The 24,811-nt window shown below is 68.7% G+C and carries 25 protein-coding genes; 13 read left to right on the top strand and 12 right to left on the bottom strand.

All coding sequences use genetic code 11. The features are described 5' to 3' along the window. The first annotated feature begins 18 nt into the window (after positions 1 to 18). The 4 genes from ABDW59_RS09270 to arsH are packed head-to-tail and all read left to right on the top strand — an operon-like array spanning position 19 to position 2,788. On the top strand, positions 19 to 345 hold the full coding sequence (locus ABDW59_RS09270; RefSeq protein ID WP_343629409.1) for a metalloregulator ArsR/SmtB family transcription factor: 327 nt from the start codon (positions 19 to 21) through the stop codon (positions 343 to 345). Positions 346 to 356: 11 nt separating this feature from the next. After that, positions 357 to 845: an arsenate reductase ArsC gene (locus tag ABDW59_RS09265; protein WP_343629408.1), complete on the top strand. Its 489-nt coding sequence runs from the start codon at positions 357 to 359 to the stop codon at positions 843 to 845. A 1-nt stretch (position 846) separates the two neighbouring features. Beyond that, positions 847 to 1,953 carry an ACR3 family arsenite efflux transporter gene (arsB, locus tag ABDW59_RS09260; RefSeq protein ID WP_343629407.1) on the top strand — a complete coding sequence of 369 codons (1,107 nt, stop codon included), beginning with the start codon at positions 847 to 849 and terminating at the stop codon, positions 1,951 to 1,953. Beyond that, on the top strand, positions 1,946 to 2,788 hold the full coding sequence (gene arsH, locus ABDW59_RS09255) for an arsenical resistance protein ArsH (RefSeq protein ID WP_343629406.1): 843 nt from the start codon (positions 1,946 to 1,948) through the stop codon (positions 2,786 to 2,788). Before arsB ends, arsH begins: the two co-directional genes overlap by 8 nt. A gap of 164 nt (positions 2,789 to 2,952) precedes the next feature. Here the strand turns inward: arsH and ABDW59_RS09250 are convergent, their stop codons facing one another. From ABDW59_RS09250 to ABDW59_RS09240, 3 genes are all read right to left on the bottom strand, one after another. Beyond that, positions 2,953 to 3,915, bottom strand: coding sequence for a sulfate ABC transporter substrate-binding protein (locus ABDW59_RS09250; RefSeq protein ID WP_343629513.1), 963 nt, complete (start codon positions 3,913 to 3,915; stop codon positions 2,953 to 2,955). 149 nt (positions 3,916 to 4,064) lie between these two features. Continuing rightward, positions 4,065 to 6,851 (bottom strand): TonB-dependent receptor, encoded by a 2,787-nt coding sequence (locus ABDW59_RS09245; RefSeq protein ID WP_343629405.1) that lies wholly within the window; start codon positions 6,849 to 6,851, stop codon positions 4,065 to 4,067. Between the two features lie 175 nt (positions 6,852 to 7,026). Beyond that, positions 7,027 to 7,974, bottom strand: a complete 948-nt coding sequence (locus ABDW59_RS09240) for a CysB family HTH-type transcriptional regulator (protein ID WP_343629404.1) — start codon at positions 7,972 to 7,974, stop codon at positions 7,027 to 7,029. Positions 7,975 to 8,200: 226 nt separating this feature from the next. Here ABDW59_RS09240 and ABDW59_RS09235 point away from each other — a divergent pair, with 226 nt between their 5' ends. Continuing rightward, entirely contained in the window at positions 8,201 to 9,175 is a 975-nt protein-coding gene (locus tag ABDW59_RS09235; RefSeq protein WP_343629403.1) for a hypothetical protein, read from the top strand. Positions 9,176 to 9,220: 45 nt separating this feature from the next. Here ABDW59_RS09235 and ABDW59_RS09230 read toward each other — a convergent pair whose 3' ends face one another. From ABDW59_RS09230 to ABDW59_RS09210, 5 genes are all read right to left on the bottom strand, one after another. Continuing rightward, positions 9,221 to 10,147: a CysB family HTH-type transcriptional regulator gene (locus ABDW59_RS09230; RefSeq protein WP_067066020.1), complete on the bottom strand. Its 927-nt coding sequence runs from the start codon at positions 10,145 to 10,147 to the stop codon at positions 9,221 to 9,223. 51 nt (positions 10,148 to 10,198) lie between these two features. Further along, entirely contained in the window at positions 10,199 to 11,272 is a 1,074-nt protein-coding gene (locus ABDW59_RS09225; protein WP_343629402.1) for a sulfate ABC transporter ATP-binding protein, read from the bottom strand. Next, positions 11,269 to 12,159, bottom strand: coding sequence for a sulfate ABC transporter permease subunit CysW (cysW, locus tag ABDW59_RS09220; protein ID WP_343629401.1), 891 nt, complete (start codon positions 12,157 to 12,159; stop codon positions 11,269 to 11,271). The genes ABDW59_RS09225 and cysW overlap by 4 nt, the downstream gene beginning before the upstream one ends. Before the next feature lies 1 nt (position 12,160). Next, positions 12,161 to 13,042, bottom strand: coding sequence for a sulfate ABC transporter permease subunit CysT (gene cysT / locus ABDW59_RS09215; RefSeq protein ID WP_343629400.1), 882 nt, complete (start codon positions 13,040 to 13,042; stop codon positions 12,161 to 12,163). Positions 13,043 to 13,117: 75 nt separating this feature from the next. Beyond that, complete coding sequence (locus ABDW59_RS09210; RefSeq protein WP_343629511.1) at positions 13,118 to 14,092, bottom strand: sulfate ABC transporter substrate-binding protein; 975 nt, start codon at positions 14,090 to 14,092, stop codon at positions 13,118 to 13,120. A 713-nt stretch (positions 14,093 to 14,805) separates the two neighbouring features. Here ABDW59_RS09210 and ABDW59_RS09205 point away from each other — a divergent pair. Both ABDW59_RS09205 and ABDW59_RS09200 read left to right on the top strand, forming a co-directional pair. Continuing rightward, a complete protein-coding gene (locus ABDW59_RS09205) occupies positions 14,806 to 15,312 on the top strand; it encodes a GAF domain-containing protein (protein WP_343629399.1) in 507 nt (168 codons plus the stop codon). Next, a complete protein-coding gene (locus tag ABDW59_RS09200) occupies positions 15,312 to 15,761 on the top strand; it encodes a response regulator (protein ID WP_343629398.1) in 450 nt (149 codons plus the stop codon). Before ABDW59_RS09205 ends, ABDW59_RS09200 begins: the two co-directional genes overlap by 1 nt. Here ABDW59_RS09200 and ABDW59_RS09195 read toward each other — a convergent pair. Further along, entirely contained in the window at positions 15,688 to 16,500 is an 813-nt protein-coding gene (locus ABDW59_RS09195) for a glycosyl transferase (protein WP_343629397.1), read from the bottom strand. The genes ABDW59_RS09200 and ABDW59_RS09195 overlap by 74 nt on opposite strands. A 300-nt stretch (positions 16,501 to 16,800) precedes the next feature. On the opposite strand from ABDW59_RS09195, the gene ABDW59_RS09190 reads away from it, so the two are divergent. From ABDW59_RS09190 to ABDW59_RS09175, 4 genes are read left to right on the top strand one after another with little or no spacing between them, the layout of a single operon-like run. Next, positions 16,801 to 17,763, top strand: coding sequence for a TauD/TfdA family dioxygenase (locus tag ABDW59_RS09190; protein ID WP_343629396.1), 963 nt, complete (start codon positions 16,801 to 16,803; stop codon positions 17,761 to 17,763). After that, a complete protein-coding gene (locus tag ABDW59_RS09185; protein ID WP_343629395.1) occupies positions 17,760 to 18,863 on the top strand; it encodes an ABC transporter substrate-binding protein in 1,104 nt (367 codons plus the stop codon). The genes ABDW59_RS09190 and ABDW59_RS09185 overlap by 4 nt, the downstream gene beginning before the upstream one ends. 2 nt (positions 18,864 to 18,865) lie before the next feature. Next, positions 18,866 to 19,720: an ABC transporter ATP-binding protein gene (locus ABDW59_RS09180; RefSeq protein ID WP_343629394.1), complete on the top strand. Its 855-nt coding sequence runs from the start codon at positions 18,866 to 18,868 to the stop codon at positions 19,718 to 19,720. Further along, entirely contained in the window at positions 19,717 to 20,655 is a 939-nt protein-coding gene (locus ABDW59_RS09175) for an ABC transporter permease subunit (RefSeq protein ID WP_343629393.1), read from the top strand. Before ABDW59_RS09180 ends, ABDW59_RS09175 begins: the two co-directional genes overlap by 4 nt. Here the strand turns inward: ABDW59_RS09175 and ABDW59_RS09170 are convergent. Together ABDW59_RS09170 and ABDW59_RS09165 are read right to left on the bottom strand one after the other, a co-directional pair. Next, positions 20,630 to 21,061, bottom strand: a complete 432-nt coding sequence (locus ABDW59_RS09170; RefSeq protein ID WP_343629392.1) for a VapC toxin family PIN domain ribonuclease — start codon at positions 21,059 to 21,061, stop codon at positions 20,630 to 20,632. The genes ABDW59_RS09175 and ABDW59_RS09170 overlap by 26 nt on opposite strands. Continuing rightward, the gene (locus ABDW59_RS09165; RefSeq protein ID WP_343629391.1) at positions 21,058 to 21,264 is read right to left on the bottom strand and encodes a type II toxin-antitoxin system VapB family antitoxin; all 207 of its coding nucleotides are present in this window, start codon (positions 21,262 to 21,264) and stop codon (positions 21,058 to 21,060) included. Before ABDW59_RS09165 ends, ABDW59_RS09170 begins: the two co-directional genes overlap by 4 nt. 441 nt (positions 21,265 to 21,705) lie before the next feature. Between ABDW59_RS09165 and ABDW59_RS09160 the strand changes: the two genes are divergently transcribed. Together ABDW59_RS09160 and ABDW59_RS09155 are read left to right on the top strand one after the other, a co-directional pair. Next, positions 21,706 to 23,121 carry a pyridoxal-phosphate dependent enzyme gene (locus ABDW59_RS09160; RefSeq protein ID WP_343629390.1) on the top strand — a complete coding sequence of 472 codons (1,416 nt, stop codon included), beginning with the start codon at positions 21,706 to 21,708 and terminating at the stop codon, positions 23,119 to 23,121. Beyond that, positions 23,118 to 24,329, top strand: coding sequence for a PLP-dependent aspartate aminotransferase family protein (locus tag ABDW59_RS09155; protein WP_343629389.1), 1,212 nt, complete (start codon positions 23,118 to 23,120; stop codon positions 24,327 to 24,329). The genes ABDW59_RS09160 and ABDW59_RS09155 overlap by 4 nt, the downstream gene beginning before the upstream one ends. A 90-nt stretch (positions 24,330 to 24,419) precedes the next feature. Here ABDW59_RS09155 and ABDW59_RS09150 read toward each other — a convergent pair whose 3' ends face one another. After that, positions 24,420 to 24,626, bottom strand: a complete 207-nt coding sequence (locus tag ABDW59_RS09150; RefSeq protein WP_343629388.1) for a hypothetical protein — start codon at positions 24,624 to 24,626, stop codon at positions 24,420 to 24,422. Positions 24,627 to 24,811 lie beyond the last annotated feature (185 nt).

Below are 24,811 nucleotides of genomic sequence, written 5' to 3'. Positions count from 1 at the left end.
TTCCATAAAAATGGAATGATGGAAGAGAACGAAGTCGTCAAAGCCCTCGGGGCGCTGGCGCAGCCGCTGCGGCTGCAGGTTTTTCGCGCGCTGGTCGTGGTCGGCGAATCGGGCCTCACGCCTGGCGCGATCCAGGAGGGACTCGGTGTTCCCGCCGCGACCTTGTCCTTCCACCTGAAGGAGCTGGTCGCCTCCGGTCTGGTCACGCAGGAGCGCGCCAGCCGCAACCTCATCTACCGCGCCGCCTACGACCGGATGAATGCGCTGCTCGGCTATCTGACCGAGAACTGCTGCCAAGGCGAGTCCTGCGCCGTCGATGGCGCGACCGCGAAGACCTGCTGCTGATGCCCATGCCCATGCCCACGAACATCCTCATCCTGTGCACCCACAACTCTGCCCGCAGCGCGCTGGCGGAAGCGATGCTGAATCACTGGGCCGGGCGGCTCGGCAAGGATGTTCGCGCCTTCAGCGCCGGCAGCGCGCCGAGTGGCCGTATCCATCCCCATGCGCTCGACGTGTTGCGACAAGCCGGCGTCGATGTCTCGGGCCTGAGCAGCAAAAGCTGGGATGTCTTCTCCGGCGCCGACGCGCCCCAGATGCGCGTCGTCATTACCGTCTGCGACAGCGCCGCGGCCGAGCAGTGTCCGTACTGGCCAGGCGGTCCAGTGAAGGTGCATTGGGGCTATCCGGATCCGTCGAACGCGCCCGAGGACGAGCGCCCCCGTGCATTCGAGCTCACCCGCCAGGCCATCGGCTACCGGATGCTGCAGCTCGCGCAACTGCCGCTCGATGCGATGAGCGACGCCGAGCTGCGCCAGGCCTTGCTCGAGATCGAGAGGTCCTGAGATGAGCGCCCTTCCTTCCCGCGATCCGTCGAGCGAATCGAACCGGGATACCGACGGCGCCGCGTGCGCCCCCGCCATCGGCTTCTTCGAGCGCTACCTCAGCCTGTGGGTGGCGCTGTGCATCGCCGTCGGCATTGCGATCGGACAGCTGCTGCCTGGCGTCGCGTCAACGGTCGGCGGCTGGGAGATCGCGCAGGTCAACCTGCCGGTCGGACTGCTGATCTGGATCATGATCGTCCCGATGCTGCTGAAGATCGACTTCGCGGCGCTCGGCCAAGTGAAATCCCAGGCGCGCGGCATCGGCGTCACGCTCTTCATCAACTGGGCGGTGAAGCCCTTCTCGATGGCGCTGCTGGGGTGGGTCTTCGTGCGCCACGTCTTCGCGCCGTGGCTGCCGGCGGACCAGATCGACGGCTACATCGCCGGCCTCATCCTGCTGGCTGCCGCGCCGTGCACCGCGATGGTCTTCGTCTGGAGCCGGCTTTGCCGCGGCGATCCCTACTTCACCCTGTCCCAGGTGGCGCTCAACGACGCGATCATGCTCGTCGCCTTCGCGCCCATCGTCGCGCTGCTGCTGGGGCTGTCCTCGATTGTGGTGCCCTGGGGCACGCTGGCGATCTCGGTGCTGCTCTACATCGTGATCCCGGTGCTGCTCTCGCAGATGTGGCGGCATTGGTTGCTCAAGCGCGGCGCCGACCAGTTGCAGGCGGTGGTCGATCGTCTGGGGCCGTTCTCCATCGCGGCGCTGCTGCTGACGCTGGTGCTGCTGTTCGCTTTCCAGGGCGAGCGCGTGCTCGCGCAGCCGCTGGTCATCGCGCTGCTTGCCGTTCCCATCTTGCTGCAGGTCGCTTTCAACTCGACGCTCGCCTATCTGCTGAACCGCGCTCTGGGCGTGCGGCATGCCGTGGCCGGTCCGTCCGCGCTGATCGGCGCGAGCAACTTCTTCGAGCTCGCCGTGGCGACGGCCATCGGCCTCTTCGGCCTGCGCTCCGGCGCCGCGTTGGCCACCGTCGTGGGCGTGCTCGTGGAGGTGCCGGTGATGCTGGCGGTCGTCGCCCTCGTGAACCGCACGCAATCCTGGTACGAAAAGGGAGTCCGCCATGTCTGACCCGACCACCACCTTCCCCGCGCTCGCTGCCGAGCACTTCGACGTGCCGACGCCGGACCGGCTCACGCCGCGCGATCCCGCGACGCACCGGCCGCGCTTCCTGCTGCTCTACGGCTCGCTGCGCGCGCGGTCCTACAGCCGACTGCTGACGCAGGAAGCCGCGCGGCTGCTGGAGGCGATGGGCGGCGAGGTCCGCCTCTACGACCCCTCCGGTCTGCCGCTGCCCGACGACGCCGCCGACACGCATCCCAAGGTCCGCGAACTGCGCGATCTGGCCGCTTGGTCCGAGGGCATGGTCTGGTGCTCGCCGGAGCGCCACGGCGCGATGACCGGCGTGATGAAGGCGCAGATCGACTGGATCCCGCTGAGCTCCGGCGCGATCCGTCCGACGCAGGGCAAGACGCTCGCGGTGATGCAGGTCAGCGGCGGATCGCAGAGCTTCAACGCGGTCAACCAGATGCGCGTGCTCGGGCGATGGATGCGGATGCTGACCATCCCGAATCAGTCCTCCGTCGCCAAGGCCTACGACGAATTCACCGAAGCGGGCCGTATGAAGCCCTCGTCCTATTACGACCGCGTCGTCGACGTGATGGAGGAGCTCTTCAAGTTCACGTTGCTCACGCGCGACCTCGGGCCTTACCTCGTCGATCGCTACAGCGAGCGCAAGGAGGCCGCCGCGAAAGCCGCTGTGGACAACTCTGTCCACAGGCCCGTTTCGGCCCCGGCTGTGGATAACGGCGTGCCGCCGCCGGTGGTGTCCGCGCCGCTGAGCAGCGTCGGCTCTGCGGCCGCGTGCGGCACGGCGGGCCGTGCTGGCGCCCGGTGCTGCGGCTGAAGCCCTGCGACGCCCGCCCACCTCCGGACGAAAAAAAGCCCCGCCAGGACTGGCCTGGCAGGGCTGCTCGCGGGAGCGAACGGTCAGGTTGCCTTTGACGCCGCGCAGGCGGCGTCCGAGATCGACCGAGGAGACAAACAGGAAATCGGAGAGATCAGCAGGGATCAGCGCGCGGCGCTGATCTGGTCGAAGACGCCGCCATCGTCGAAGTGCGTCTTCTGCGCGTTGCGCCAGCCGCCGAAGACCTCGTCGATGGTCACCAGCTTCACCGGCGCGAACTGCTTGGCGTACTTCGCCGCGACCTTCGCGTCACGCGGACGGTAGTAGTTCTTCGCGGCGATCTCCTGGCCTTCCGGCGAGTACAGGTACTCGAGATAAGCCTGGGCGACCTTGCGCGTGCCCTTCTTGTCCACGGTCTTGTCGACCACCGACACCGGCGGCTCGGCCAGGATGGACAGGCTCGGGGTCACGATCTGGAACTTGTCCGGCCCCAGCTCCTTCACCGCCAGATAGGCCTCGTTCTCCCACGCGATCAGTACGTCGCCGATGCCGCGCTCGACGAAGGTCGTGGTCGCGCCGCGGGCGCCGGAGTCCAGCACCTTGGTGTTGGCATAGATGCGCTTGACGAAGGCCTTCGCGGAGTCCGCGTTGCCGCCCGGCTGCTTGAGCGAATAGGCCCAGGCCGCCAGATAGTTCCAGCGCGCGCCGCCCGAGGTCTTCGGGTTGGGCGTGATCACGTCGATGCCGCTGCGCGCCAGATCCGGCCAGTCGTTGATGTGCTTCGGGTTGCCCTTGCGCACCAGGAACACGATGGTCGAGGTGTAGGGCGACGCGTTGTTGGGCAGGCGCTTCTGCCAGTCCGACGGGACCAGCTTGCCGTGGTCGTACAGCGCGTCGATGTCGTAGGCCAGCGCCAGCGTGACGACGTCGGCATCCAGCCCGTCGATCACCGAGCGCGCCTGCTTGCCCGAGCCGCCGTGCGAGTTCTTCACCGTGACGGTCTCGCCGGTCTTGGCCTTCCAGTACTTGGCGAAGGCGGTGTTGAAGTCCTGGTACAGCTCCCGCGTCGGGTCGTAGGAGACGTTGAGCAGCGTGACCGAGCCCTGCGCATGGGCCAGGGGCATCATCGCGCCACCGAGCAGGGCGGCGGTGGCGAGCAGCGAGACGGTGCGGCGGAGAGCGTTCACAGGGATCTTCTCGTTCGGTTGAGGGAGCGCCCAATGTAGGCAAGCGCACCTTCGAAGTGAACCAAGAAGATCTGCTTTGCTTTGCAGCCTCACCCCCCGAAGCTGTGTTCCAGCTCGATCCAGCCTTGTCGGCCGTGCGGCAAGTAGTAGCCGACCGGGTAATACGGCCAGGTCGCGCTGGGGTCGCGGCGCACCTTGTCGAAGACGTTGTTGACGATCACGCTCACCCGCGTGCGCTTGGCCAGCTGCCAGGACGTGCTCGCGTTCACGTTCCAGTACGGGCCGACCCAGGCGCCGGGCTCCTCGCCGGGAATGCGGCCGTTGCGCTGCGTCGCGATGGTGTGGGACCAGTCGCCGATCCTCCAGTTCAGGCTGGCGTTGAGCCTGCTCGGCCAGTCGCCGAAGTCGCGGGTGCCGACCACGTTGTTGTCCGTGTCGCCGGCGAACTGCTTGTAGCGGAAGCTCTTGACCTTGGTGTACTTCGCGTTCGCGGTCCAGCGGCCCCAGCCCTCGGCGGACCAGCTGTAGCGCGTGCCGATGTCGATGCCCCAGGTGGACTCGCTCGCCGCGTTGATCGGATTGACGCGGATCTCCGCCACCTCGCCCGGCCGCACCAGCGCATTGGGCGGATTGCGACGCACGCGGGCGATCGCGTCCTGGCAGGTCGGCGAATTCACATCCTTGGCGCCGATGCGGCAGTCCGCCTCGGTGCGCAGCACGCCGTCGGCGCTCAGGTCGGTGACCAGGTCACGGATCGCGATCTTCCACAGGTCCACCGACAGGTCGAAGGACTGCGCCGGCTGCCACACCGCGCCCAGACCCCAGGAGCGGCCGCGTTCCGACTTCAGATCCGCGGAGCCCGTGCGCACGTAGTTGAAGCCCGGCGAGACGCCGGCGTACTCGCAGTTGGACAGCGGCTGGCCCGTGGAGACGCAGCGGTAGTAGTCCGTCGACGACGAGTAATAGCCTTTGGTCTGCTGCGCGAAGATGTAATTCATGTCCGGCGCGCGGAAGCTGGTCGCGTGCTGCGCGCGCAGCAGCAGCGAGCTCAGGGGCCGGAACTCCAGACCCGCGTTGTAGGTCGTGCTGCCGTCGTTGCGGCCGGCGAAGTCGTAGCGGTCATGGCGTGCGGCCAGGGTCGCGGTGATCTGCTTGGTGAGGGGGGCGTTGAGCTCGCCCCCGAGCGCCAGCCGATCACGCGTGCCGCGCACCGGCGCCGAGGCGCTGGTGTTGTAGAACACCGGCGTTCCGAGCCGCGGATCGACCTCGTTGCGGAAGCCTTGCGTCCCCGCCTCGGCCACGACCGCGGCCTTCACCGGACCGCCCGGCAGATCGAAGAGCTCGCCGTTGGCGCTGGCGCTCAGCTGCTGGCTCCAGCTCGCGTTGCGGGTCCAGCTGCGGCCGGTGACGCTGTCGATCTCCTGCGGCGTCAGCGGGCGGAACAGCCGCGCCGGATCGGCCGCGTAGATCACCGTGCCGTCGGCCTCGGTGCCCAGCTTCGGACCCAGCAACAGCTGGTCGATGCCCGACAGCAGGCGCGGCGTGGTCGTGCGGTTCAGGTAGTAGGCGCTGTTGAAGGCGACCTCATAGCTCCAGCTGCCGCGCAGATCGCCGCGCGCGCCGACGGCGATGTTGTGGGTCGAGTCCTGCCACTTGCGATTGAAGCGCTCGGCGCCGCCCAGCTCCTCGGGCGCGAAGCGCCGCGTCCAGGTCTCGAGCAAGCCGGTCGTCTGATTGCGGAAGTAGCTGTTGCCGGTGACCTCCGAGGTCCAGCTCGGACCGCGGGTGTTGTTCTGGGTGCGCGCCCAGCCGAACTGGCCTTCGGCGAAGAGCTCCAGCCCCGGATGCAGCTGCCAGGTCAGCTGGCCGGCGGCCTGCGCGCTGCGGTTGCCGGTCTGCGTGGTCCAGTAGGTCGGCGAGGCGCGACCGCTGCCGCAGTAGGTGCCCGTTCTGCCGGTGTAGGCGGAGGTCGAGCCCTCGAAGAGCGTGCCCCCCGCGGCGCAGCCGTCGGTGGGTGTGAGATAGCGGCCGGTCGTCGCGTTGCGGCGGCCGATGACGACGGTCGGAGCCCCGCCCTGCAGCGTGGTGTCGGCCATGAAGTCGCGCTGGCGGCTCCAGATCGGCTCGCGTCCGCTGAGCTCCACGCCCCACACGCCCTGGATCGCGCCGGCATCGAAGCCGCCGGTGATCTGCGCCCGGGCGTTCTCGCCGCCGCCGTGCTGCGTGCCGCCGGCACGCAGGTTGATGCTGATCTCGTCCACATGCTTCTTGAGCACGATGTTGACCACGCCGGCGATCGCGTCCGAGCCGTAGATGGACGAGGCGCCGCCGCTCAGCACCTCGATGCGATCGATCAGCGCCGACGGGATGTTGGCGATGTTGACGAAGTTGACCGAGCCCTCGTAGGCGGTCGGGTAGTCGGCCACGCGGCGGCCGTTGACCAGCACCAGCGTGTGGTTGGGCCCCAGGCCGCGCAGGCTGATGGCGTTGGCCGCCGGCGTGAAGGTGTTGCCGAAGTCCTCGCCCTGGGTGAAGCCGGTGTTCTCGGTCAGGCTGGACAGCGCGTCGGAGACGTTCTTGTAGCCCAGGCGATCGATGTCCTCGGCCTTGATGACGGTGACCGGGCTGGGACCTTCGCTGCTCACGCGCGAGATGCGCGAGCCCGTCACCACCACCGACGGCAGCGGCGCATCCTTGGCGACGTCCTTGCCGGCCTCCTTGGCGGCGTCCTTCTGCGCGGGCTTCGCGGCTTCGCCCGTGGGCGGCGGCGCGTCCTGCGCGAAGGCGATCGATGCGGGGAACGCGGCGGCCAGGGCGGCCACCAGCGTGGCGGCCGAGCCGGTAAGGCGGGCCGCTTGCTTGACGTTGGGCTTCAAGAGTCTTTCCTCGTGGGACTGAACAGCCCGTCACTCTAGAAAGCAGACTCCTCTCACCCAACCAAGCGTTTCAGCTTTGCAAAGTCGTGCGCGGTGGATGTGCTCATGCGGAAAAACTTTCGGCACGGCCCTTTCGCGCTACCCGCACAGCTCGCACCGCGCCGCTCGCCGCGCTTCAATCCGCTCCGCCCGGCGCCACGCGCGCCTGCTCGACCAGCTCCCGCGTCAGCGGCGGCGCGAAGGTCTCGATGAAGGCATAGACGTAATCGCGCAGATACGCGTCGCGCCGCACCGCCAGCCGCGTCAGGTTGTCGGCGAAGAGATGGCGCGCATCGATCGCGCGCAGATGGCGGTCGCGCTCCTCGTCGTAGGCGATCGCCGCGACGATGCCCACGCCCAGGCCCAGCTCGACGTAGGTCTTGATCACGTCGGCGTCCATCGCCACCAGCACCACGTTCAGATCCAGCCCCGCGCTGGCGAAGGCGTCGTCGATGTGCGAGCGGCCGGTGTAGCCGGTCTCGTAGGTGATGACGGGGAACTGCGCCAGCCGCTCCAGCGTCAGCGGCTTGCCGTCGGCGGCCTCCTGCTCCAGCGGATGTCCCGGCGGCACCAGCACCGTGTGGGTCCAGCGATAGCAGGGCAGCGTCAGCAGCTGCGGATGCAGCGCGAGCGCCTCGGTGGCGATGCCCACGTCGGCCTCGCCGTCGATGAGCAGGCGCGCGATCTGCTGCGGCGAGCCCTGCGTGAACTGCAGGCTGACCTCGGGATGCGAGTCGCGGAAGTCCCGCACCGCCGGCGGCAGCGCGTAGCGCGCCTGGCTGTGGGTGGCGGCGATGCGCAGGTGGCCGCTGTCGGCGCGGGCGAAGTCCTCGCCGGCGCGGCGCAGGTTCTCGGCCTCGCGCAGCAGGCGCTCGACGATGGGCATCACGTTGCGGCCGGGCTCGGTCAGGCCCGTCAGCCGTTTGCCCGCGCGGACGAAGATGTCGATGCCCAGCTCGTCCTCGAGCTCACGGATCTGGCGGCTGACGCCGGGCTGCGAGGTGTGCAGGGCCTGCGCCACCTCGGTCAGGTTGAAACCGCGGCGCTGGGCCTCGCGGACGGAACGGAGCTGTTGGAAGTTCATCGTCGTGGGCGCTGTGAGGACAGCGCGGGGGCAGGCTCTGAGGAATGACGGCCGGAGCCATCGGCCGGCTTCCGGCGACGAACGTGAGGGAAACGTCGGGAAAGCGGCTTGCTTATGCGGATTGATTATTCGAATCCGCGCCTGTGCTGTCCTCCAACAAAAACCGATAAGCAATTTCGCGATCGGTGCAAGAGCTTGGAAGCTCTATGCTGCGCAGCTTGTGGCCATGAAGAAGTCTTTCGTCCTCCCCTCGTTGCTGCTGCCCGTCGCGCTTGCGATGTGCGCGATGCCGGCTGCCGCCCAGCCCTCGGCGGAACGCTTCACCTGGTTGATGCCCGAGGTCGACGCGGCGCTGTCCGCGCCGGGATCCAACGGGACGGCGGCGACCGCCGCGTCGGCGCCCGCGCGGCGCGGCCTGGGCCAGCCGGTGGCGGACTACCTGATCGCCAACTGGGGCACCCAGGCGCGGCACGAGGTGCTGATCGCCAACGTCAAGCGCTCGTGGCGAATGATCGAGGCGGGCGATCGTGCCTGCCATCTCGGCGTGCTGCGCACCCCTGAGCGCGAGGCCGTCGCCTACTTCATCGACACGCACCTGGTGCCGCCTCATCAGCTGATCGCGCGCCGCGCGGTGCTGCCCAAGCTCGCGCGCAATGCCGCCGGCGAGGTGGAGCTGGAGCGCGTCTGGACGGAGAAGCAGCTGCGCGGCGCCGTCGTCGCCGGCCGCAGCTACGGCCGCTCGCTCGACGCGATGCTGGCCAAGCGGCCGTCCGGCGTGGTCGATGAATACACGACGCCGGACTTCGGCGGGAACATGCTGTCCATGATCGCGATCGGCCGCGCCGACTACACGATCGAGTACGACTTCGTGCTGGCCAGCCAGCAGGAACAGCGCGCCCTGTCCAGCGCGCAAGCCGGCAGCACGACCAGCGCGGCGGCGCCGGGACGGGTCTCCACGGCGGATCTGGTCAGCGTGCCCATCGCGGGCTACAGCGATCCGGTCGTGTCCGGCATCGCCTGTCCGAAGACGGCCTGGGGACGCCGCGCCATCGAGCATCTGGAGCGGGTCCTCGGCTCCGCGGCGGGCCGGCAGTTCCTGCGCGACGAGTTCCTCAGCCACCTCAGCGTCGAGGCCAAGGCGCGCTACGGCGCGCGCGTGGACGCGTTCTACGCCAAGCCGTTGAACGTCAGCACGCGCTGAGCACCGGGCGATGAGCACCGAGCGCGGACAGCGCTCGGCTCAAGCTCAAGCCGCGTTCGGCTCCATCGCCTCGCGCACCACGTCCTCGGTCAGCTCGGCCACGCACTCCTGAACGAAGCGATAGGCGAAGCCGCGCAGGTAGTGACCGCGCTTGAGCGCGATGCGCGTGGTGTTGGCGGGGAACAGGTGGCTCGCGTCCAGCAGCTGCAGGCCGGAGTCGCGCGTCGGCTCGAAGGCCATCGCGGCGATCACGCCGACGCCCAGTCCCACCTGCACGTAGGTCTTGATCACGTCCGCGTCCAGCGCCGACATCACCAGGTCCGGCGCCAGGCCCGCCGCCGCGAAGCTCGCATCGATGCGGGCGCGTCCGGTGTAGCCCTCGTGATAAGTGATCAGCGGCTGCTCGGCCAGGGTCTCCAGCGTGAGCGGGCGCGTGGTCAGCGGATGCCCTTCCGGCACGACGACCGCGTGACGCCACTCGTAGAACGGGAAGGTGACGAAGGCGTCGTCCTTGCCCAGCGCCTCCGTGGCGATGCCGATGTCGGCCTCGCCCGATTGCAGCAGCGAAACGATCTCCGACGGACTGCCCTGATGCAGCACCAGGTGCACCCGCGGATAGGCCTGCTTGAAGCGCGCCACCACCTGCGGCAGCGCGTAGCGCGCCTGCGTGTGCGTGGTCGCGATCGTCAGCTGGCCCTGATCGGCGCTGCTGAACTGCTGCGCCAGGCGCTTGATGTTGCGCACGTCCTGCAGCATGCGGTCGACGACGACCGCCAGCTCCTTGCCCGGCTCGGTCAGCCCGAGCAGCCGCTTGCCGCGCCGCTGGAAGAGCTCGACGCCGAGCTCGTCCTCCAGGTCCTTGATGTGCTTGCTGACGCCGGACTGCGAGGTGAACAGCGCGGCCGCCACCTCGGTCAGGTTGAAGTTCTGCTGCACCGCCTCCCGGACGATGCGCAACTGCTGGAGATTCATGGTCGAGACGGCCCGCTCTGCGGCTTGCTTGTCGGATGGCCGGTCGGAGGATCAGGCGGCCTGGTCGATGCCGAACAGGCTCAGGCGCGACGCCTGCAGCCGCACCTGCTGACCCGAGACCAGCTGCAGCGCCTCGGCCTGCTCGCGGCTGAGCTCGGCTTCCAGATGCTCGCCCTGCGCGCCGCGCAGCTCGACGCGCGCGGCGGCGCCGAAGGCCAGCACGCGCTCGACGGTGGCGGGCAGACCCGGCGCGTCCTGCGTCGGGATGATCACCAGCTCATGCGGACGCGCGTAGGCCTGCACCAGACCTTGCTGCGCGCCCTCGATCGCGGCGCCGGCGCCTTGCGCCAAGGTCTGGTCGCCGACGCGGACGATGCCGCTGTCCACGCGGCCCTCGAAGCGGTTGACCGCGCCGAGGAAGCCGTAGACGAAAGGCGTTGCCGGGCGCTGATAGACCTCGGTCGGCGAGCCGACCTGCTCCACGCGGCCATGGTCCATGAGGACGACGCGATCCGCGACTTCCAGCGCCTCTTCCTGGTCGTGCGTGACGAAGATGCTGGTGATGTGCAGCTCGTCATGCAGCCGGCGCAGCCAGCGACGCAGCTCCTTGCGGACCTTGGCGTCCAGCGCGCCGAAGGGCTCGTCCAGCAACAGCACGCGCGGCTCGACCGCCAGCGCGCGGGCCAGCGCGATACGCTGACGCTGACCGCCGGACAGCTGCGGCGGATAGCGGTCCGCCAGCCAGTCCAGCTGCACCAGTTGCAGCAGCTCATGCACCTTGCGCTTGATCTCCGACTCGGAGGGCCGCTGCTTGCGCGGCTTCACGCGCAGGCCGAAGGCGACGTTGTCGAAGACCGTCATGTGACGGAACAGCGCGTAATGCTGGAACACGAAACCGACCTCGCGCTCGCGCACATGGGTGTCGGAGGCGTCGGCCCCATCGAGCAAGACCTGGCCCCGATCGGCCGTCTCCAGTCCCGCGATGATGCGCAGCAGCGTGGTTTTGCCGCAGCCCGAGGGGCCCAGCAGCGCGGTCAGCTCGCCGGTGGGGAAGTCCAGGCTGACGTCGCCCAGCGCGGTGAAGCTGCCGAAGGACTTGTGGATGTTGCGGACCTGGATGCTCATGCTTCTTCCTTCACGACGTTGCGGGAGGCTTGCCACTCGACGAACTGCTTGAGTCCGAGCGTGACCAGCGCCAGCAAGGCCAGCAGCGACGCGACGGCGAAGGCCGCGGCGAATTGATATTCGTTGTAGAGGATCTCGACCTGCAGCGGCAGCGTGTTGGTCTGGCCGCGGATGTGGCCCGAGACCACCGACACCGCGCCGAACTCGCCGAAGGCGCGCGCGTTGCACAGGATCACCCCGTAGAGCAGACCCCACTTGATGTTGGGCAGCGTGACATGCCAGAAGGTCTTGAAGCCGCTGGCGCCCAGCACCGTGGCCGCCTCTTCCTCGTCGCGGCCTTGCGCTTGCATCAGCGGGATCAGCTCGCGCGCGACGAAGGGGAAGGTCACGAACACCGTCGCCAGCACGATGCCGGGCACGGCGAAGATGACCTTGATGTCGTGGTCCGCCAGCCAGGGACCGAACCAGCCCTGCGCGCCGAAGATCAGCACGTAGATCAGGCCCGCGACGACCGGCGACACCGAGAACGGCAGGTCGATCAGCGTGATCAGGAGCTGCTTGCCGCGGAAGTCGTGCTTGGTGATGGCCCAGGCGGCGCAGACGCCGAAGATCACGTTCAGCGGCACCGAGATGGCCGCCGCCAGCAGCGTCAGCTTGATGGCGGAGACGGCGTCGGGCTCGATCAGGGAGGCCAGGTAGGTGTCCCAGCCCTTGCGCAGCGCCTCGGTGAAGACGGCGGCCAGCGGCAGCAGCAGGAAGAGCGCGAAGAAGCCCAGGCCCAGCGTCAGCAGGGTCCAGCGGACCCAGCGCTTTTCGCGCGTGGCGGGGTTGCTCTGGAAGTGGCCGGCGGCGGTGGCGCGGCCCAGGGTTGCGGCGGATCCGGCCATGTCAGCGCTTCCCGTCCAGTCCGTTGCGACGCAGGCTCCAGGCCTGCAGTCCGTTGATGCCCAGCAGCAGCAGGAAGCTGAACACGAGCATCACCACGGCGATCGCGGTGGCGCCGACGTAGTCGTACTGCTCGAGCTTGGTGATGATCATCAGCGGCGTGATCTCGCTGACCATGGGCATGTTGCCGGCGATGAAGATCACCGAGCCGTACTCGCCCACCGCGCGTGCGAAGGCCATCGCGAAGCCGGTCAGCAGCGCCGGCGTGAGCATCGGCAGCACCACCAGGCGGAAGGCCTGCCAGCGATGCGCGCCCAGCGAGGCGGCGGCTTCCTCGAGCTCCGTGTCCAGGTCCTCGAGCACCGGCTGCACCGTGCGCACGACGAAGGGCAGCCCGATGAAGATCAGCGCGATCAGCACGCCCAGCGGCGTGAAGGCCACCTTGACGCCCAGCGGCTCCAGCCACTGGCCCATCCAGCCGTTGGGTGCGTACAGCGCGGTCAGCGCGATGCCCGCGACGGCGGTCGGCAGCGCGAAGGGCAGATCGATCAGCGCGTCCACCAGCTTCTTGCCGAAGAAGTCGTAGCGCACCAGCGACCAGGCCAGGAGGAAGCCGAAGACGACGTTGATGCCCGCCGCCAGCAGCGAGGCGCCGAAGCTCAGCCGGTAGGACGCCAGCACTCGCGGCGACGTGGCCGCGTTCCAGAAGGCCTCGGCGCCGTGGCCGGCGGACTTCAGGAACACCGCGCACAGCGGGATCAGCACCAGCAGCGACAGGTAGAAGAGCGTGAAGCCCAGCGTCGGCGCGAAGCCGGGCAGGACGCGGCGGCGCTTGCGGGGCGTCGCGGGGACGGCCTGCGACGCGGGGAGCACGGCGGTGTTCATCGGATCAGCGGATCAAGCGGGATCGGGATCGAGGCGACGCAGGGGCGGGCGCTCGGGGCCAGGTCTTGCGGGAGGTCAGCGGCGCGCGGCCATGATCTGGTCGTAGGTGCCGCCGTCGGCGAAGTGCGTCTTGCCGACCTTGGCCCAGCCGCCCAGCGTCTGCTCAACGGTGAACAGCTTGATCGGCGCGAAGCGCTTCTCATGCTTCTTGAAGATGGCCGGATCGCGCGGACGGAAGTTGTTCTGGGCAATGATTTCCTGGCCCTCGGGCGTCCACAGGAAGTCCAGGTAGGCCTTGGCCAGCGCGGCCGAGCCACGCTTCTGGGCGACCTTGTCCACCACCGCGACCGGGGCGTCGGCCTCGATCGAGATGCTGGGATAGACGACCTCGAAGTTGCCCTTGCCGAATTCGTTCTCGATGAGTTCGGCTTCGGATTCGAAGGTCAGCAGCACGTCGCCGATGCCGCGCTGGGTGAAGGTGGTGGTGGCGCCGCGGCCGCCGCCGTCGAGTACCGGCACGTTGGCCAGCACCTTGGAGACGAAGTCCTTGGCTTGCGCCTCGGTGCCGCCCTTGGCGACGACGCTGCCCCAGGCGGCCAGATAGCCGTAGCGACCGTTGCCCGTGACCTTGGGGTTGGGGATGATCACCGACACGCCCTGGCGGGCCAGGTCGCCCCAGTCCTTGATGCCCTTGGGGTTGCCCTTGCGGACCAGGAACAGCATGGTCGAGCTGTAGGGCGCGGCGGCGTTGGGGAACTTGTTGCGCCAGTCGGCGCTGGTCAGGCCCTTCTCGGCCAAGGTGTCGACGTCCGTGGCCTGGTTCATGGTGACCACGTCGGCTTCCAGGCCGCCGATGACCGAGCCGATCTGCTTGGACGAGCCGCCGTGCGACTGGTTCACCGTGACGGTCTGGCCGGTCTTGGCCTTGTAGGCGGCGATGAAGGCGGGGTTGACCTGCTTGTAGAGCTCGCGCGCCACGTCGTACGAGACGTTCAGCAGCGTGGTCGGGGCCTGTGCCTGCTGCGCCTGAGCCAGCGAAGAGGCGCCCATCAGCGCCGTCGCGGCGGCCAGCATCAGCGCATGGCGGCGGCTGACCGCGGTCAGGGCGGACAGCGACGGGCGGGACTTCGAGGCGTTGGCGTGGGTCATGGCAAGCGGACTCTTGGAATCGTGTGATCGGGCCGCGAAGCTTGCCAAACTGTCCTTATTCCAGGAACGATTGTTTGAGCATTTGCTTATCTCGAATATGAAATAAGCAGGCGCACGAGGGCGCCGGACCACGGACGTGGCCGGCGCGGAGCCGGGCGGAGACAGCGCCGAGCGCCGCTCCGGGTGGCCGCAGGGGCGGCCGGTCGATGCGAGGACGAGCCTCGTGGCGAACTGAAAGGCACCAGGACCGTGAGCGCGAACCACCGGAAGCGCCTCCCCCAAGACCCCGAGGGCGGCCCGCGGTCACGACCTGGGCTTTCACCATGCCTTTCCGGTGGCAGGTCATCCGCCCCCGGCGGAGGCGACATGGGCGCCTCCGTGCTGCGCAGTCTGCGGGGGCCGGCGATGCCGCGCCAATACGCATTCGGCGCATCCACGTGCGGGCCGCTCATAAGCCAGGGGCCGGCCGGCCTCGGGAACGTTCGTCGCCCCGTCATCGCCTGCTCGATGGACGCGGCGGTGGCGGGGCGATGGCTTCTCCGATAGGCTGGGGCCCTCGCCGGCAGCAAAGGGGCGCCACAGCCCCGCCGCGATGCAAGGAGGATCCGCGTCCCATGATGACCGCCCCGATTCCCGACAACGAAGCCGATCGGCTCCAGGCGCTGCGAGAGCTGCTCATCCTGGACACGCCGCCCGAGGAACGCTTCGATCGCATCGTCCAGTTCGCCGCCGAGGAGTTCGGCGTCCCCATCGCGCTGATCAGCCTGATCGACACCAACCGCCAGTGGTTCAAGGCCCGCTTCGGCCTGGCGGTGTGCGAGACCAGCCGGGATGTGTCCTTCTGCGGCCACGCGATCCACGCGACCGAGGTCATGGTGGTGAGCGACGCGACCCAGGATCCGCGTTTCGCCGACAACCCCATGGTGCTGGGTCCGCCCAACATCCGTTTCTATGCGGGTGCGCCGCTGGAGCTCTCGCCCGGGGTGCGCATCGGCACGCTGTGCCTGATCGACCGGCGCCGGCGCAGCTTGGACGACACCGACCTGGCCATCCTGATGAGCTTGCGCGATCTCGCGGTCGCGGAACTGTTGGGGCGGTCCCTGGTGGAGGCGTCGACCTGATGCCCAACGCCCAACGTCAGCTGCTGCTGGTCGATCCGCACTCGCTGTTCCGGCGCACCGTCGCGCTGGTGGCGCGCCAGATGCAGATCGCTGACGTGCACGAGTGCAGCAGCCACGAAGCCGCGCAGCGGCTGCTCGAGCATCAGCCCATGGACGCCCTGCTGCTGGACATCGGCCAGGGGCTGGACGCGTTGGCCCTGCTGCAGAGCGTGCGCGCGGGCGCGCTGCGCTGCCCGCCCTCGACGCCGGTGGCGCTGACCGCGGAGGCCTGCGACCTGTCGACGGCGCAGCTCTACAAGGAGCTGGGCGCGCGCCGCATCATGCTCAAGCCCTTCAAGGTGAAGACCGCGCTGGAGGTGATCCAGGACCTGGCGTTCACTCCACCCAGTGCTGGGCCAGCCACGGCGTCGGACGCACGTAGCGGCGCAGGTGGCGCCAGCGGTGGGTGACGCCCGAGGCGAAGGTCGCCTTGATGTGCTGCCACGGCGACTCGTGCGCCGGATCCTGCTGGGTCCAGCGGCCCACCAGCACGTCGCTGGGGTTCGGACCGCCGGGGAAGGTCACGATGCGTGCGCCCCGCGGCAGACGCGCCGGCATGAAGTAGCGCAGCGGGAATGGCGGCAGGCAGTGCAGCCGGAAATGGCGCGTCCACAGGTGTGGCCAGAACTTGATCCCGCCCGGCACCGAGGCGGTCACGAAGTGCTGCTCGAAATGGTGCTGGTCGGCGACGGCCTGCGGGTCCGCGCGGAAGTTGCGGATGATGTGCGGGTACTTGCCGACCGGGAAGCGGAACACCGAGGTCTGCCCCAGCTTCTGCAGCGGCTTGGCCCAGTTGCGCGCCAGCACCACATCGTCTGGATGGCCGTGGGTGAAGTAACCGTCGATGTTGTCGACGATCACCGAGTCCAGGTCGATGAACAGCACCGGGCCGGACAGACCGGTGGTCGTGCCTAGATCCTCGCTCCACAGCACCAGCTTGCGCCACTTGCCGATGGAGCGCTTGGGCCATTCGCAGCCCAGCTCGGGCAGGGCGTAGGCGTCGACCTCGGGGCGGATGCCGGTGGCGTGGTCGGTCAGGCAGACCAGACGGAACTCGCCGGTCACGTGCCGGCGCAGCATCCCGTACAGGCGGTTGACGTAGTCGGCGCCGTAGGCGCTGCCCCACTTCACGCAGATCACTTGTTTCATGGGGCTCCCTGCTGATTCGTTCTGGTTGGGCGATGGCTCGCCGGGTAACGAACCAGTCTAGGAAGTGCCCCTTGCTGCTTGACCGATCAAGGTAAAGATAGATTGCCCCTTCTCGGCATTCGCCCCCCAAGCGTGACAAGACGTTCCCCAATGTGCGGTGGGCAACGTTGATCGGCGTGGTCGTGATGCAGCGTGCAGCGCACGGCACCGCCATCCGGACGACGCTTATGCATTCCGCGCGCTTGAACATGCCGCGAGCTTCGTTCGCCGATGAAGGACGGATGCCTAGAGTCGGCGGCCATGACTGCCACCGCCACGCCCCTCGCCGCCCGGACCGCCGCGTCCTTCATCGACCGCGCCGGCTATCCGTCCGCCCTGTCTCGGGACGAGACGCTGGAGGAGTCCGATCAAGGCTTCGACATCCGCGCCTTCGACGCCCCGCTGGGCGCGGAGGTCCTGGGACTGGACCTCTCGCAGCCGCTGAGCGACGCCGACTTCGCCCGCCTGCATCGCGCGCATCTGGACCATCACGTGCTGGTCTTCCGCGACCAGCGCATCACGCCGGCCCAGCACATCGCGTTCAGCCGGCGCTGGGGCCCGCTGCAGATCCACGTGCTGCGCAATTTCCAGCTGGCCGGTCATCCGGAAATCCTGCAAGTCTCCAACCTGCGCGACGCCGACGGCCAGCCGCTGGGTCTGGGCGACGCGGGCCAGTACTGGCACTCGGACCTGTCCTACAAGGAGCGCCCCAGCCTGGGTTCGCTGCTGCATGCGCAGGAGCTGCCCAGCGAGGGCGGCGACACGCTTTTCGCCAATCAGCACCTGGCCTATGACGGGCTGCCGCTGGCGCTGAAGTCCGCCATCGCCGGCCTGCGCGCCGAGCACAGCTACCTCGCTCGCTACGAGGAGCTGCGCGCGAAGAATCCGTGGCGTCCCAAGCTCACGCCGGAACAGATCGCCGAGGTCAAGCCGGTCGCTCAGCCGGTGGTGCGCACGCACCCCGAGACCGGCCGCCGCGCGCTCTTCGTCAGCGAGCATTTCACGACCCGCATCCTCGACGTCCCCGAGGACGAGAGCCGCGACCTGCTCGCGCAGCTTTTCGAGCACAGCAGCCGCAAGAGCATCGTCTACCGCCATCACTGGCAGGCGCACGACCTGGTGTTCTGGGACAACCGCTCGCTGCTGCATCTGGCGGCCGGCTGCCCGGACCACCTGCGCCGACACCTCTACCGCACCACCATCGAAGGCGACGTTCCCGTATGACAGCCGACCGCATCCTCCCGTTCACGCGTTTTGCCTCGACGGCATCGTCAGAGCCCTCGACATCGACATCGACATCGAGCTCGCGTGCGCCGCGCGGCGTGCTGCGTCGCGTGCTTGCCGGCGCGATCGCCGGCGCGCTGGCCCTGGGCGCGCTGCCGGCCCACGCCGAAGGCCAGATCCGCATCGCCGAGCAGTTCGGCATCGTCTATCTGCTGCTGAACGTCGCCCAGGACCAGAAGCTGATCGAGAAGCACGGCAAGGCGGCCGGCGTCGACATCCAGGTGCAGCGCGTGCAGCTGTCCGGCGGACCGGCGATCAACGAGGCGCTGCTGTCGGGCAGCATCGACATCGCGGGCGCGGGCGTCGGACCGCTGCTGACGCTGTGGGACAAGACCAAGGGCCGGCAGAACGTGCGCGGCATCGCGTCGCTGGGCAACTTCCCGTACTACCTGACCAGCAGCAACCCGGCGGTCAAGACGCTGGACGACTTCAGCGACAAGGACCGCATCGCGCTGCCGGCGGTGGGCGTGTCGGTGCAGTCGCGGGTGCTGCAGCTGGCCTCGGCCAAGCGCTGGGGCGACGCGCAGTACAACAAGCTGGATCGCCTGCAGGTCGCGATCCCGCATCCGGAGGCGACCGCCGCGCTGATCAAGGGCGGCACCGAGATCAACGCCCACTTCGGCAACCCGCCCTTCCAGGAGCAAGGCCTGGCGGGCAATCCGAACGTGCACATCGTGCTGAACAGCTACGACGTGCTGGGCGGGCCGGCCTCGGCGACGGTGCTGTACACGACGGAGAAATTCCGCCGCGACAACCCGAAGACCTACAAGGCCTTCGTCGGCGCGCTCGCCGAGGCGGCCGACTTCATCGCCAAGAACCCGGAGCGCGCGGCGGACATCTACATCCGCAATGAAAACTCCAAGGTCTCGCGGGAGCTGCTGCTCAAGGTGATCAAGAACCCCGAGGTGCAGTTCAAGATCACGCCGCAGAACACCTACGGCCTGGCGGCCTTCATGCATCGCGTGGGCGCGATCAAGAACAAGCCGGCCTCGGCGCAGGAATACTTCTTCGACGATCCGCACAACGCGGACGGGAGCTGAGCATGAGCGCGGTGCTGGATCGGATCGACGCCGGCCTCGACAGCGCGGTCGACAGCGCGCTGGACACGGTGGCGGCCGAGCCCGGCGCCGCGGCCTTGGACGCGCGGCTTCGCGTGGAGGGTGTGAGCCTGGACTACCGCGGCGAGCGCGGCCTGGTGCGCGCCACGCATCGCGTGGATTTCGACGTGCTGCCCGCGGAGCGCTTCGTGCTGCTGGGCGCGTCGGGCTGCGGCAAGTCCTCGCTGCTGAAGGCGGTGGGCGGCTTCGTCGCGCCCTCCGAGGGCCGCATCCTGATCGACGGCAAGCCCGTCGCCGGACCGGGGCCCGATCGCATCGCCGTCTTCCAGGAGTTCGATCAGTTGCCGCCATGGAAGACGGTGCTGGAGAACGTCGCCTTCCCGCTGGTCGCGTCGGGCACGGCGCCGCGCAAGGAGGCGCTGGAGCGGGCGCGGGATTGGCTTGCGCGGGTCGGGCTGGCGGACTTCGCCTCGACCTTTCCGCACCAGCTGTCCGGAGGGATGAAGCAGCGTGTCGCGATCGCCCGTGCGCTGGCGATGAAGCCGCGCGTGCTGCTGATGGACGAGCCCTTCGCCGCGCTGGACGCGCTGACGCGCCGCCGCATGCAGGACGAACTGCTGGCGCTCTGGGAGCAGGAGCGCTTCACCTTGTTGTTCGTGACGCACTCGATCGAGGAAGCCTTGCTGGTGGGGCACCGCGTGCTGGTGCTGTCGCCGCATCCGGGCCGGGTGCGGGCGGAGCTCAATGCGCAAGGCCTGACCCCGTCGCAGCGCGCCGCGCAGACGCAACGGATCGAGCGGCTGCTCTTCGACGACGAAATGACCGGAGGCCAGCGATGAGCGTGACCGTCCTGCAAGGCGCGGTCGCGTCGGACCTCCCAGGCGGCTTGACCGCGCCCCCGGCCGCGACGCGCCTGCCCGACCCGCCGCTGCGCCTGGAGCGCGAGATCGCGCTGAGCGTTTACGCCGCGCCGGTCGAGGCGCCGGTGTCGGTCTGGCGCCGGCTGCTCGACTCGAGCGCCTGGCGCCAGGCCTTGCTGCTGGTGCTCCTGGCCGGTGCGTGGGAGATCGCCGCGCGCGTCGCCGACAACGAACTGCTGCTGCCGACTTTCACCGCGGCCGCTCGCGCGCTGTGGGAGGGCCTGGCGGGTGGTGAGCTGCTGCTGCGAGCGGGGATCTCGCTGAAGCTGCTGCTGCAGGGCTACGCGCTGGGCGTGGTGCTAGCGCTCGCGCTGACGGCGCTGGCGACGGCCTCGCGCTGGGGTCGGGACCTGCTCTCCAGCCTGACGGCGATGTTCAACCCCTTGCCGGCGATCGCGCTGCTGCCGCTGGCGCTGCTGTGGTTCGGGCTGGGCGCGACGAGCCTGATCTTCGTGCTGGTGCACGCGGTGTTGTGGCCCTTGGCGCTGGCCGCGTCGGCGGGCTTCGCCTCCGTGCCGGAGACGCTGCGCATGGCGGGCCGCAACTACGGTCTGAAGGGGCCGCGCTATGTCGCCTTCATCCTGCTGCCGGCGGCGCTGCCGGCCATCCTCTCGGGTCTACGCGTGGGCTGGGCCTTCGCGTGGAGGACGCTGATCGCCGCCGAGCTCTTCTTCGGCGCCTCGTCGGGCCAGGGCGGGCTGGGCTGGTACATCTTCCAGAACCGCAACGAGCTGATGACCGATCGGGTCTTCGCGGGGCTGGCGCTCGTGATCCTCATCGGGTGGCTGGTCGAGCGCCTGGTCTTCAGCACCATCGAGAAGGCGACGGTCAGGCGGTGGGGGATGCAGCGGTGAGCGCGGGCTCGCCTCGATGCATCGTGTGAGGCGGCGGCTCGACGTGCGCGACGCCTAGCCGTTTTGCTAGCGCCGCCAATCGCTTGTCCATCGCCCAGAGTCGAGCGCCCGGCGTCTTGATCGTCGACATCAGCAGCGCAAGGTCGACCAGACCGCAACCCCTTCCAAAAATCTCCTCCTCCTCGATCAGCGTGATCACCTCATCGATGCTGACGGCGGCGCTGTGGTGCAGGCCCTCCACTGTCGAGAGTGCCTTGGAGCGAGGGGTCGGCAAGGAGCCGCATCGCAGCTCTCCCAGGATCAGCGGGTGTGCCAGCACGGCATGCGTCTGCAGGAGCCGCAGCAGGGTGGGGTTGGATCGACGAAAGTGGTCGATCCAAACGGAGGTGTCGACGACGATCTTCATGACAGCGGATCCTCCGGATGCTCCGGGTCCTGACGGCGGCCCTTGAACTCAGGCAGGTCCGGCGCGATGCCGCCCATCTCGCACAGTCGGGCCTGCGCCTGGTACGCGATGAAGGTGCGCAGCGCCGTGTTGATGAGCTGGTCCTGACTCATGGGCTCATCCGCGACTGCCATCGCGCGTTGATAAAGGGTTTCGTCGATCATGATCGTCCTTCGCATCGATTCGCTCCGCGGCGCTGTCACTGAAGCCGGATCAGTGACTCGACCCGCCTGTCGGATCGCGAGGGCAGCAGCTTGATCCATGGGCGCCCGCGCGTCATTGACTCGATTCAGCGGATTTCGCCTCGTCGCCTACCGACTCCAGTCGTCGTGCCCCCAAATAGGAACGCCCCGGCCGAAGCCGGGGCGTGCTCGCATCGGATGACAAGGTGATCAGGTCATGGCTGGGTCTTGAAGACTCCCTTTCTGGACGACACGGATCCAAGGGTATGAGCTTCGATCCGGCGCGCGAACGAAGCGATGCGGATAAGCTGCTGCGGCCACCGCGCTAGCGATCGCCTACGCTGGACGGTTCGCCGCCCGCCCCGGCGCCATCCTTGCCGGACGCGGGCCCTCCCCCATCCCACCAGGATCGAAGGAACGCGCATGACCGCCTCTCCCACCGTCGACGACATGCCCTCGCGGCGCCCCGAGCGCGCCGACCGTCCCGCCGTGCTGGACCTGATCGGCAACACGCCGCTGGTCCCCGTCAACCGGCTCGACACCGGCCCCTGCCAGCTCTTCCTCAAGCTCGAGTCCCAGAACCCCGGCGGCTCCATCAAGGACCGCATCGGCCTGTCCATGATCGAGGCCGCCGAGCGCGACGGCCTGCTCCAGCCCGGCGGCACTGTCGTCGAGGCCACTGCCGGCAACACCGGGCTGGGCCTGGCGCTGGTCGCACGCGCCAAGGGCTACCGCGTCGCGTTGGTCGTGCCCGACAAGATGTCGGCGGAGAAGGTGCTGCAGCTCAAGGCGCTGGGCGCCGAGGTCCACATCACCCGCTCCGACGTCGGCAAGGGCCACCCCGACTACTACCAGGACCGCGCCGCCCGCCTGGTCCAGGACATCCCCGGCGCCTGGTACGCCGACCAGTTCAACAACCCCAACAACCCGCTCGCCCACGAGACCACCACCGGTCCCGAGATCTGGCATCAGACCGGCCACCGCATCGACGCGCTGGTCTGCGGCGTGGGCTCGGGCGGCACGATCACCGGGCTGTCGCGCTTCTTCGCGAAAGTGCGGCCGGGCCTGGACGTGGTGCTCGCCGATCCGGCCGGCTCCATCCTCAAGGACTTCATCGAGACCGGCAGCTACGGCGAGGCCGGCTCCTGGGCGGTCGAAGGCATCGGCGAGGACTTCGTCCCGCCCATCGCCGACCTGAGCGGCGTGCGCCACGCCTACTCGATCACCGATCAGGAGAGCTTCTCCACCGCCCGCGACCTGTACAAGGCCGAGGGCATCCTGGCGGGCTCGTCCACCGGAACGCTGCTGGCCGCGGCGCTCAAGTACTGCCGCGCCCAGACCCAGCCCAAGCGCGTCGTCACGCTGGTCTGCGACACCGGCACCCGCTATCTCTCCAAGGTCTACAACGACCCGTGGATGTTCGATCAGGGCCTGCTCGAGCGCGCGTCCAAGGGCGACCTGCGCGATCTGATCGCGCGGCGCGCCGAGGACGACGCGGTCGTCAGCGTCAGCCCCGAGGACACCTTGGCCACCGCCTTCTCCCGCATGCGCCAGGCCGAGGTCTCGCAGCTGCCGGTGCTGCGCGACGGCAAGCTGGTCGGGTTGCTGGACGAGTCCGATCTGCTCGCGCAGATGCACATGGACGCGCGCCACTTCAAGGACCCCGTCGAGGCCGCAATGAGCCATGATGTGCGCACCTTGCCCCCGGGGGCGCCGCTGTCCGACCTGATCGCCCAGCTGCGCCAGGGCCTGGTCGCCGTGATCGCCGACGAGCGCGGCTTCCACGGCCTGGTTACCCGCTTCGACCTTCTGAATCATCTGCGAAAGGGCTTGTCATGAGCCAGTCCCCCAAGAACGACGCCCAGGCTCTCGGCCACGACGACGCCTCGCTGCGTTTCGACACCCGCGCCATCCACGGCGGCCAGCATCCCGATCCGCTGACCGGCGCCGTGATGCCGCCGATCTACGCCACCTCGACCTATCGCCAGCAGAGCCCCGGCGTCCACCAGGGCTACGAGTACGGCCGCACCCACAACCCCACCCGTCAGGCTTATGAGCGCGCGATCGCCAGCCTGGAGGGCGGCGTGCAGGGCTACGCCTTCTCGTCCGGTCTGGCGGCGATGGCGACGGTGCTGGACACGCTGGACGCGGGCTCCCACATCGTGGCGGGCGACGACCTCTACGGCGGCAGCTACCGGCTGTTCGAGCGGGTGCGCAAGCGCAGCGCCGGCCTGCAGGTCACCTACGTCGACAGCAGCCATCCGGAGAACGTCCGCGCCGCGCTGCGCCCCGAGACGAAGATGATCTGGATCGAGACGCCCAGCAATCCGCTGCTGAAGCTGACCGATCTGGCCGCGGTCGCGAAGATCGCGCGCGAACACGGCGCGCTCGCCATCGCCGACAACACCTTCGCCAGCCCCTGGTCGCAGCGGCCGCTGGAACTGGGCTTCGACGCGGTGATGCACTCGGCGACCAAGTACCTGAACGGGCACAGCGATGTGATCTCCGGCGTGGTCGTGGTCGGCGGCGAGCAGCGCCAAGCCCCGCTTCGCGAGCAGCTCGAGTTCCTGCACAACGCGGTCGGCTCGATCGCCGGCCCGTTCGACAGCTTCCTCGCGCTGCGCGGTCTGAAGACGCTGGCGCTGCGCATGGCGCGCCACAACGAGAGCGCACTGGAGCTTGCCCGCTGGCTGGAGGCGCAGCCCAAGGTGCGCCGCGTCCATTACCCGGGGCTGGAGAGCCATCCGCAGCTCGCGCTGGCCAAGCGGCAGATGCGTGGCGGCGGCGGGATGATCAGCGTGCAGCTCGACACCGATCTGGCCGGCGCGCGCCGCTTCCTGGAACGGGTGCGGATCTTCTCGCTGGCCGAAAGCCTGGGCGGCGTCGAGAGCCTGATCTCGCTGCCCGCGCTGATGACGCATGCGTCGATTCCGCTGGAGACGCGCGAGCGGCTGGGCATCACCGACTCGCTGGTGCGGATCTCCGCCGGCATCGAGGACATTGAGGATCTGCGCGACGACCTGAAGGCGGGCCTGGACGCGGTCTGAGGCTCAGCGCCCGTCGACTTTCCCAGTGACAACGCGCCGGGGCCGTGAGGCTGCCGGCGCGTTCTTCATGGGCGCCGCGGTGGCAGGGGCTCAGCGCGACTCGCGCCAGCCCAGCACGCGGGCCGGCAGGAACAGGATGGCCTTGAGCAGGGCGAACACCGCCTCCACGCTCAGCCCGATCAGCCGGAACGGCAGCGTGATCAGCCAGGCCAGCGGCCACAGCACCAGCGCCAGCAAAGCCAGCGGCCAGCACAGCACGAACAGGATCATCCAGAACAGCAGGCCGATGAAGCCCATGACGCTCTCCCGCAGCGGGGACAGTCCCGCGAAAGCCAGAGCCTGGACTGTAGGCAGCAGGCCCCCGCGAACTGGCGAGCTTGCGATGAACCGGCCCGGAAGCCTCATGGACTGCGCCTCGGTCCGACGCGCCGGACCCCTTTTGGGTTCGGTCGGGATCCGAAGTTCCGAAGCTCGGGATCGGT

It is taken from the genome of Roseateles sp., from assembly GCF_039595295.1.
GTDB lineage: Bacteria > Pseudomonadota > Gammaproteobacteria > Burkholderiales > Burkholderiaceae_C > Roseateles.
The sequence above is the reverse complement of the archived record's forward strand: the minus strand, read 5'-3'. Positions and strand labels throughout refer to the sequence as shown.

Coding starts and splice junctions, on each gene's coding strand:
- ABDW59_RS09270 (WP_343629409.1), top strand. CDS start 19: ATGGAAGAGAACGAAGTCGTCAAAGCCCTCGGGGCGCTGGCGCAGCCG.
- ABDW59_RS09265 (WP_343629408.1), top strand. CDS start 357: ATGCCCACGAACATCCTCATCCTGTGCACCCACAACTCTGCCCGCAGC.
- arsB (WP_343629407.1), top strand. CDS start 847: ATGAGCGCCCTTCCTTCCCGCGATCCGTCGAGCGAATCGAACCGGGAT.
- arsH (WP_343629406.1), top strand. CDS start 1,946: ATGTCTGACCCGACCACCACCTTCCCCGCGCTCGCTGCCGAGCACTTC.
- ABDW59_RS09250 (WP_343629513.1), bottom strand. CDS start 3,915: ATGATGCCCCTGGCCCATGCGCAGGGCTCGGTCACGCTGCTCAACGTC.
- ABDW59_RS09240 (WP_343629404.1), bottom strand. CDS start 7,974: ATGAACTTCCAACAGCTCCGTTCCGTCCGCGAGGCCCAGCGCCGCGGT.
- ABDW59_RS09235 (WP_343629403.1), top strand. CDS start 8,201: ATGAAGAAGTCTTTCGTCCTCCCCTCGTTGCTGCTGCCCGTCGCGCTT.
- ABDW59_RS09230 (WP_067066020.1), bottom strand. CDS start 10,147: ATGAATCTCCAGCAGTTGCGCATCGTCCGGGAGGCGGTGCAGCAGAAC.
- ABDW59_RS09225 (WP_343629402.1), bottom strand. CDS start 11,272: ATGAGCATCCAGGTCCGCAACATCCACAAGTCCTTCGGCAGCTTCACC.
- cysW (WP_343629401.1), bottom strand. CDS start 12,159: ATGGCCGGATCCGCCGCAACCCTGGGCCGCGCCACCGCCGCCGGCCAC.
- cysT (WP_343629400.1), bottom strand. CDS start 13,042: ATGAACACCGCCGTGCTCCCCGCGTCGCAGGCCGTCCCCGCGACGCCC.
- ABDW59_RS09210 (WP_343629511.1), bottom strand. CDS start 14,092: ATGGGCGCCTCTTCGCTGGCTCAGGCGCAGCAGGCACAGGCCCCGACC.
- ABDW59_RS09205 (WP_343629399.1), top strand. CDS start 14,806: ATGATGACCGCCCCGATTCCCGACAACGAAGCCGATCGGCTCCAGGCG.
- ABDW59_RS09200 (WP_343629398.1), top strand. CDS start 15,312: ATGCCCAACGCCCAACGTCAGCTGCTGCTGGTCGATCCGCACTCGCTG.
- ABDW59_RS09195 (WP_343629397.1), bottom strand. CDS start 16,500: ATGAAACAAGTGATCTGCGTGAAGTGGGGCAGCGCCTACGGCGCCGAC.
- ABDW59_RS09190 (WP_343629396.1), top strand. CDS start 16,801: ATGACTGCCACCGCCACGCCCCTCGCCGCCCGGACCGCCGCGTCCTTC.
- ABDW59_RS09185 (WP_343629395.1), top strand. CDS start 17,760: ATGACAGCCGACCGCATCCTCCCGTTCACGCGTTTTGCCTCGACGGCA.
- ABDW59_RS09180 (WP_343629394.1), top strand. CDS start 18,866: ATGAGCGCGGTGCTGGATCGGATCGACGCCGGCCTCGACAGCGCGGTC.
- ABDW59_RS09175 (WP_343629393.1), top strand. CDS start 19,717: ATGAGCGTGACCGTCCTGCAAGGCGCGGTCGCGTCGGACCTCCCAGGC.
- ABDW59_RS09170 (WP_343629392.1), bottom strand. CDS start 21,061: ATGAAGATCGTCGTCGACACCTCCGTTTGGATCGACCACTTTCGTCGA.
- ABDW59_RS09165 (WP_343629391.1), bottom strand. CDS start 21,264: ATGATCGACGAAACCCTTTATCAACGCGCGATGGCAGTCGCGGATGAG.
- ABDW59_RS09160 (WP_343629390.1), top strand. CDS start 21,706: ATGACCGCCTCTCCCACCGTCGACGACATGCCCTCGCGGCGCCCCGAG.
- ABDW59_RS09155 (WP_343629389.1), top strand. CDS start 23,118: ATGAGCCAGTCCCCCAAGAACGACGCCCAGGCTCTCGGCCACGACGAC.
- ABDW59_RS09150 (WP_343629388.1), bottom strand. CDS start 24,626: ATGGGCTTCATCGGCCTGCTGTTCTGGATGATCCTGTTCGTGCTGTGC.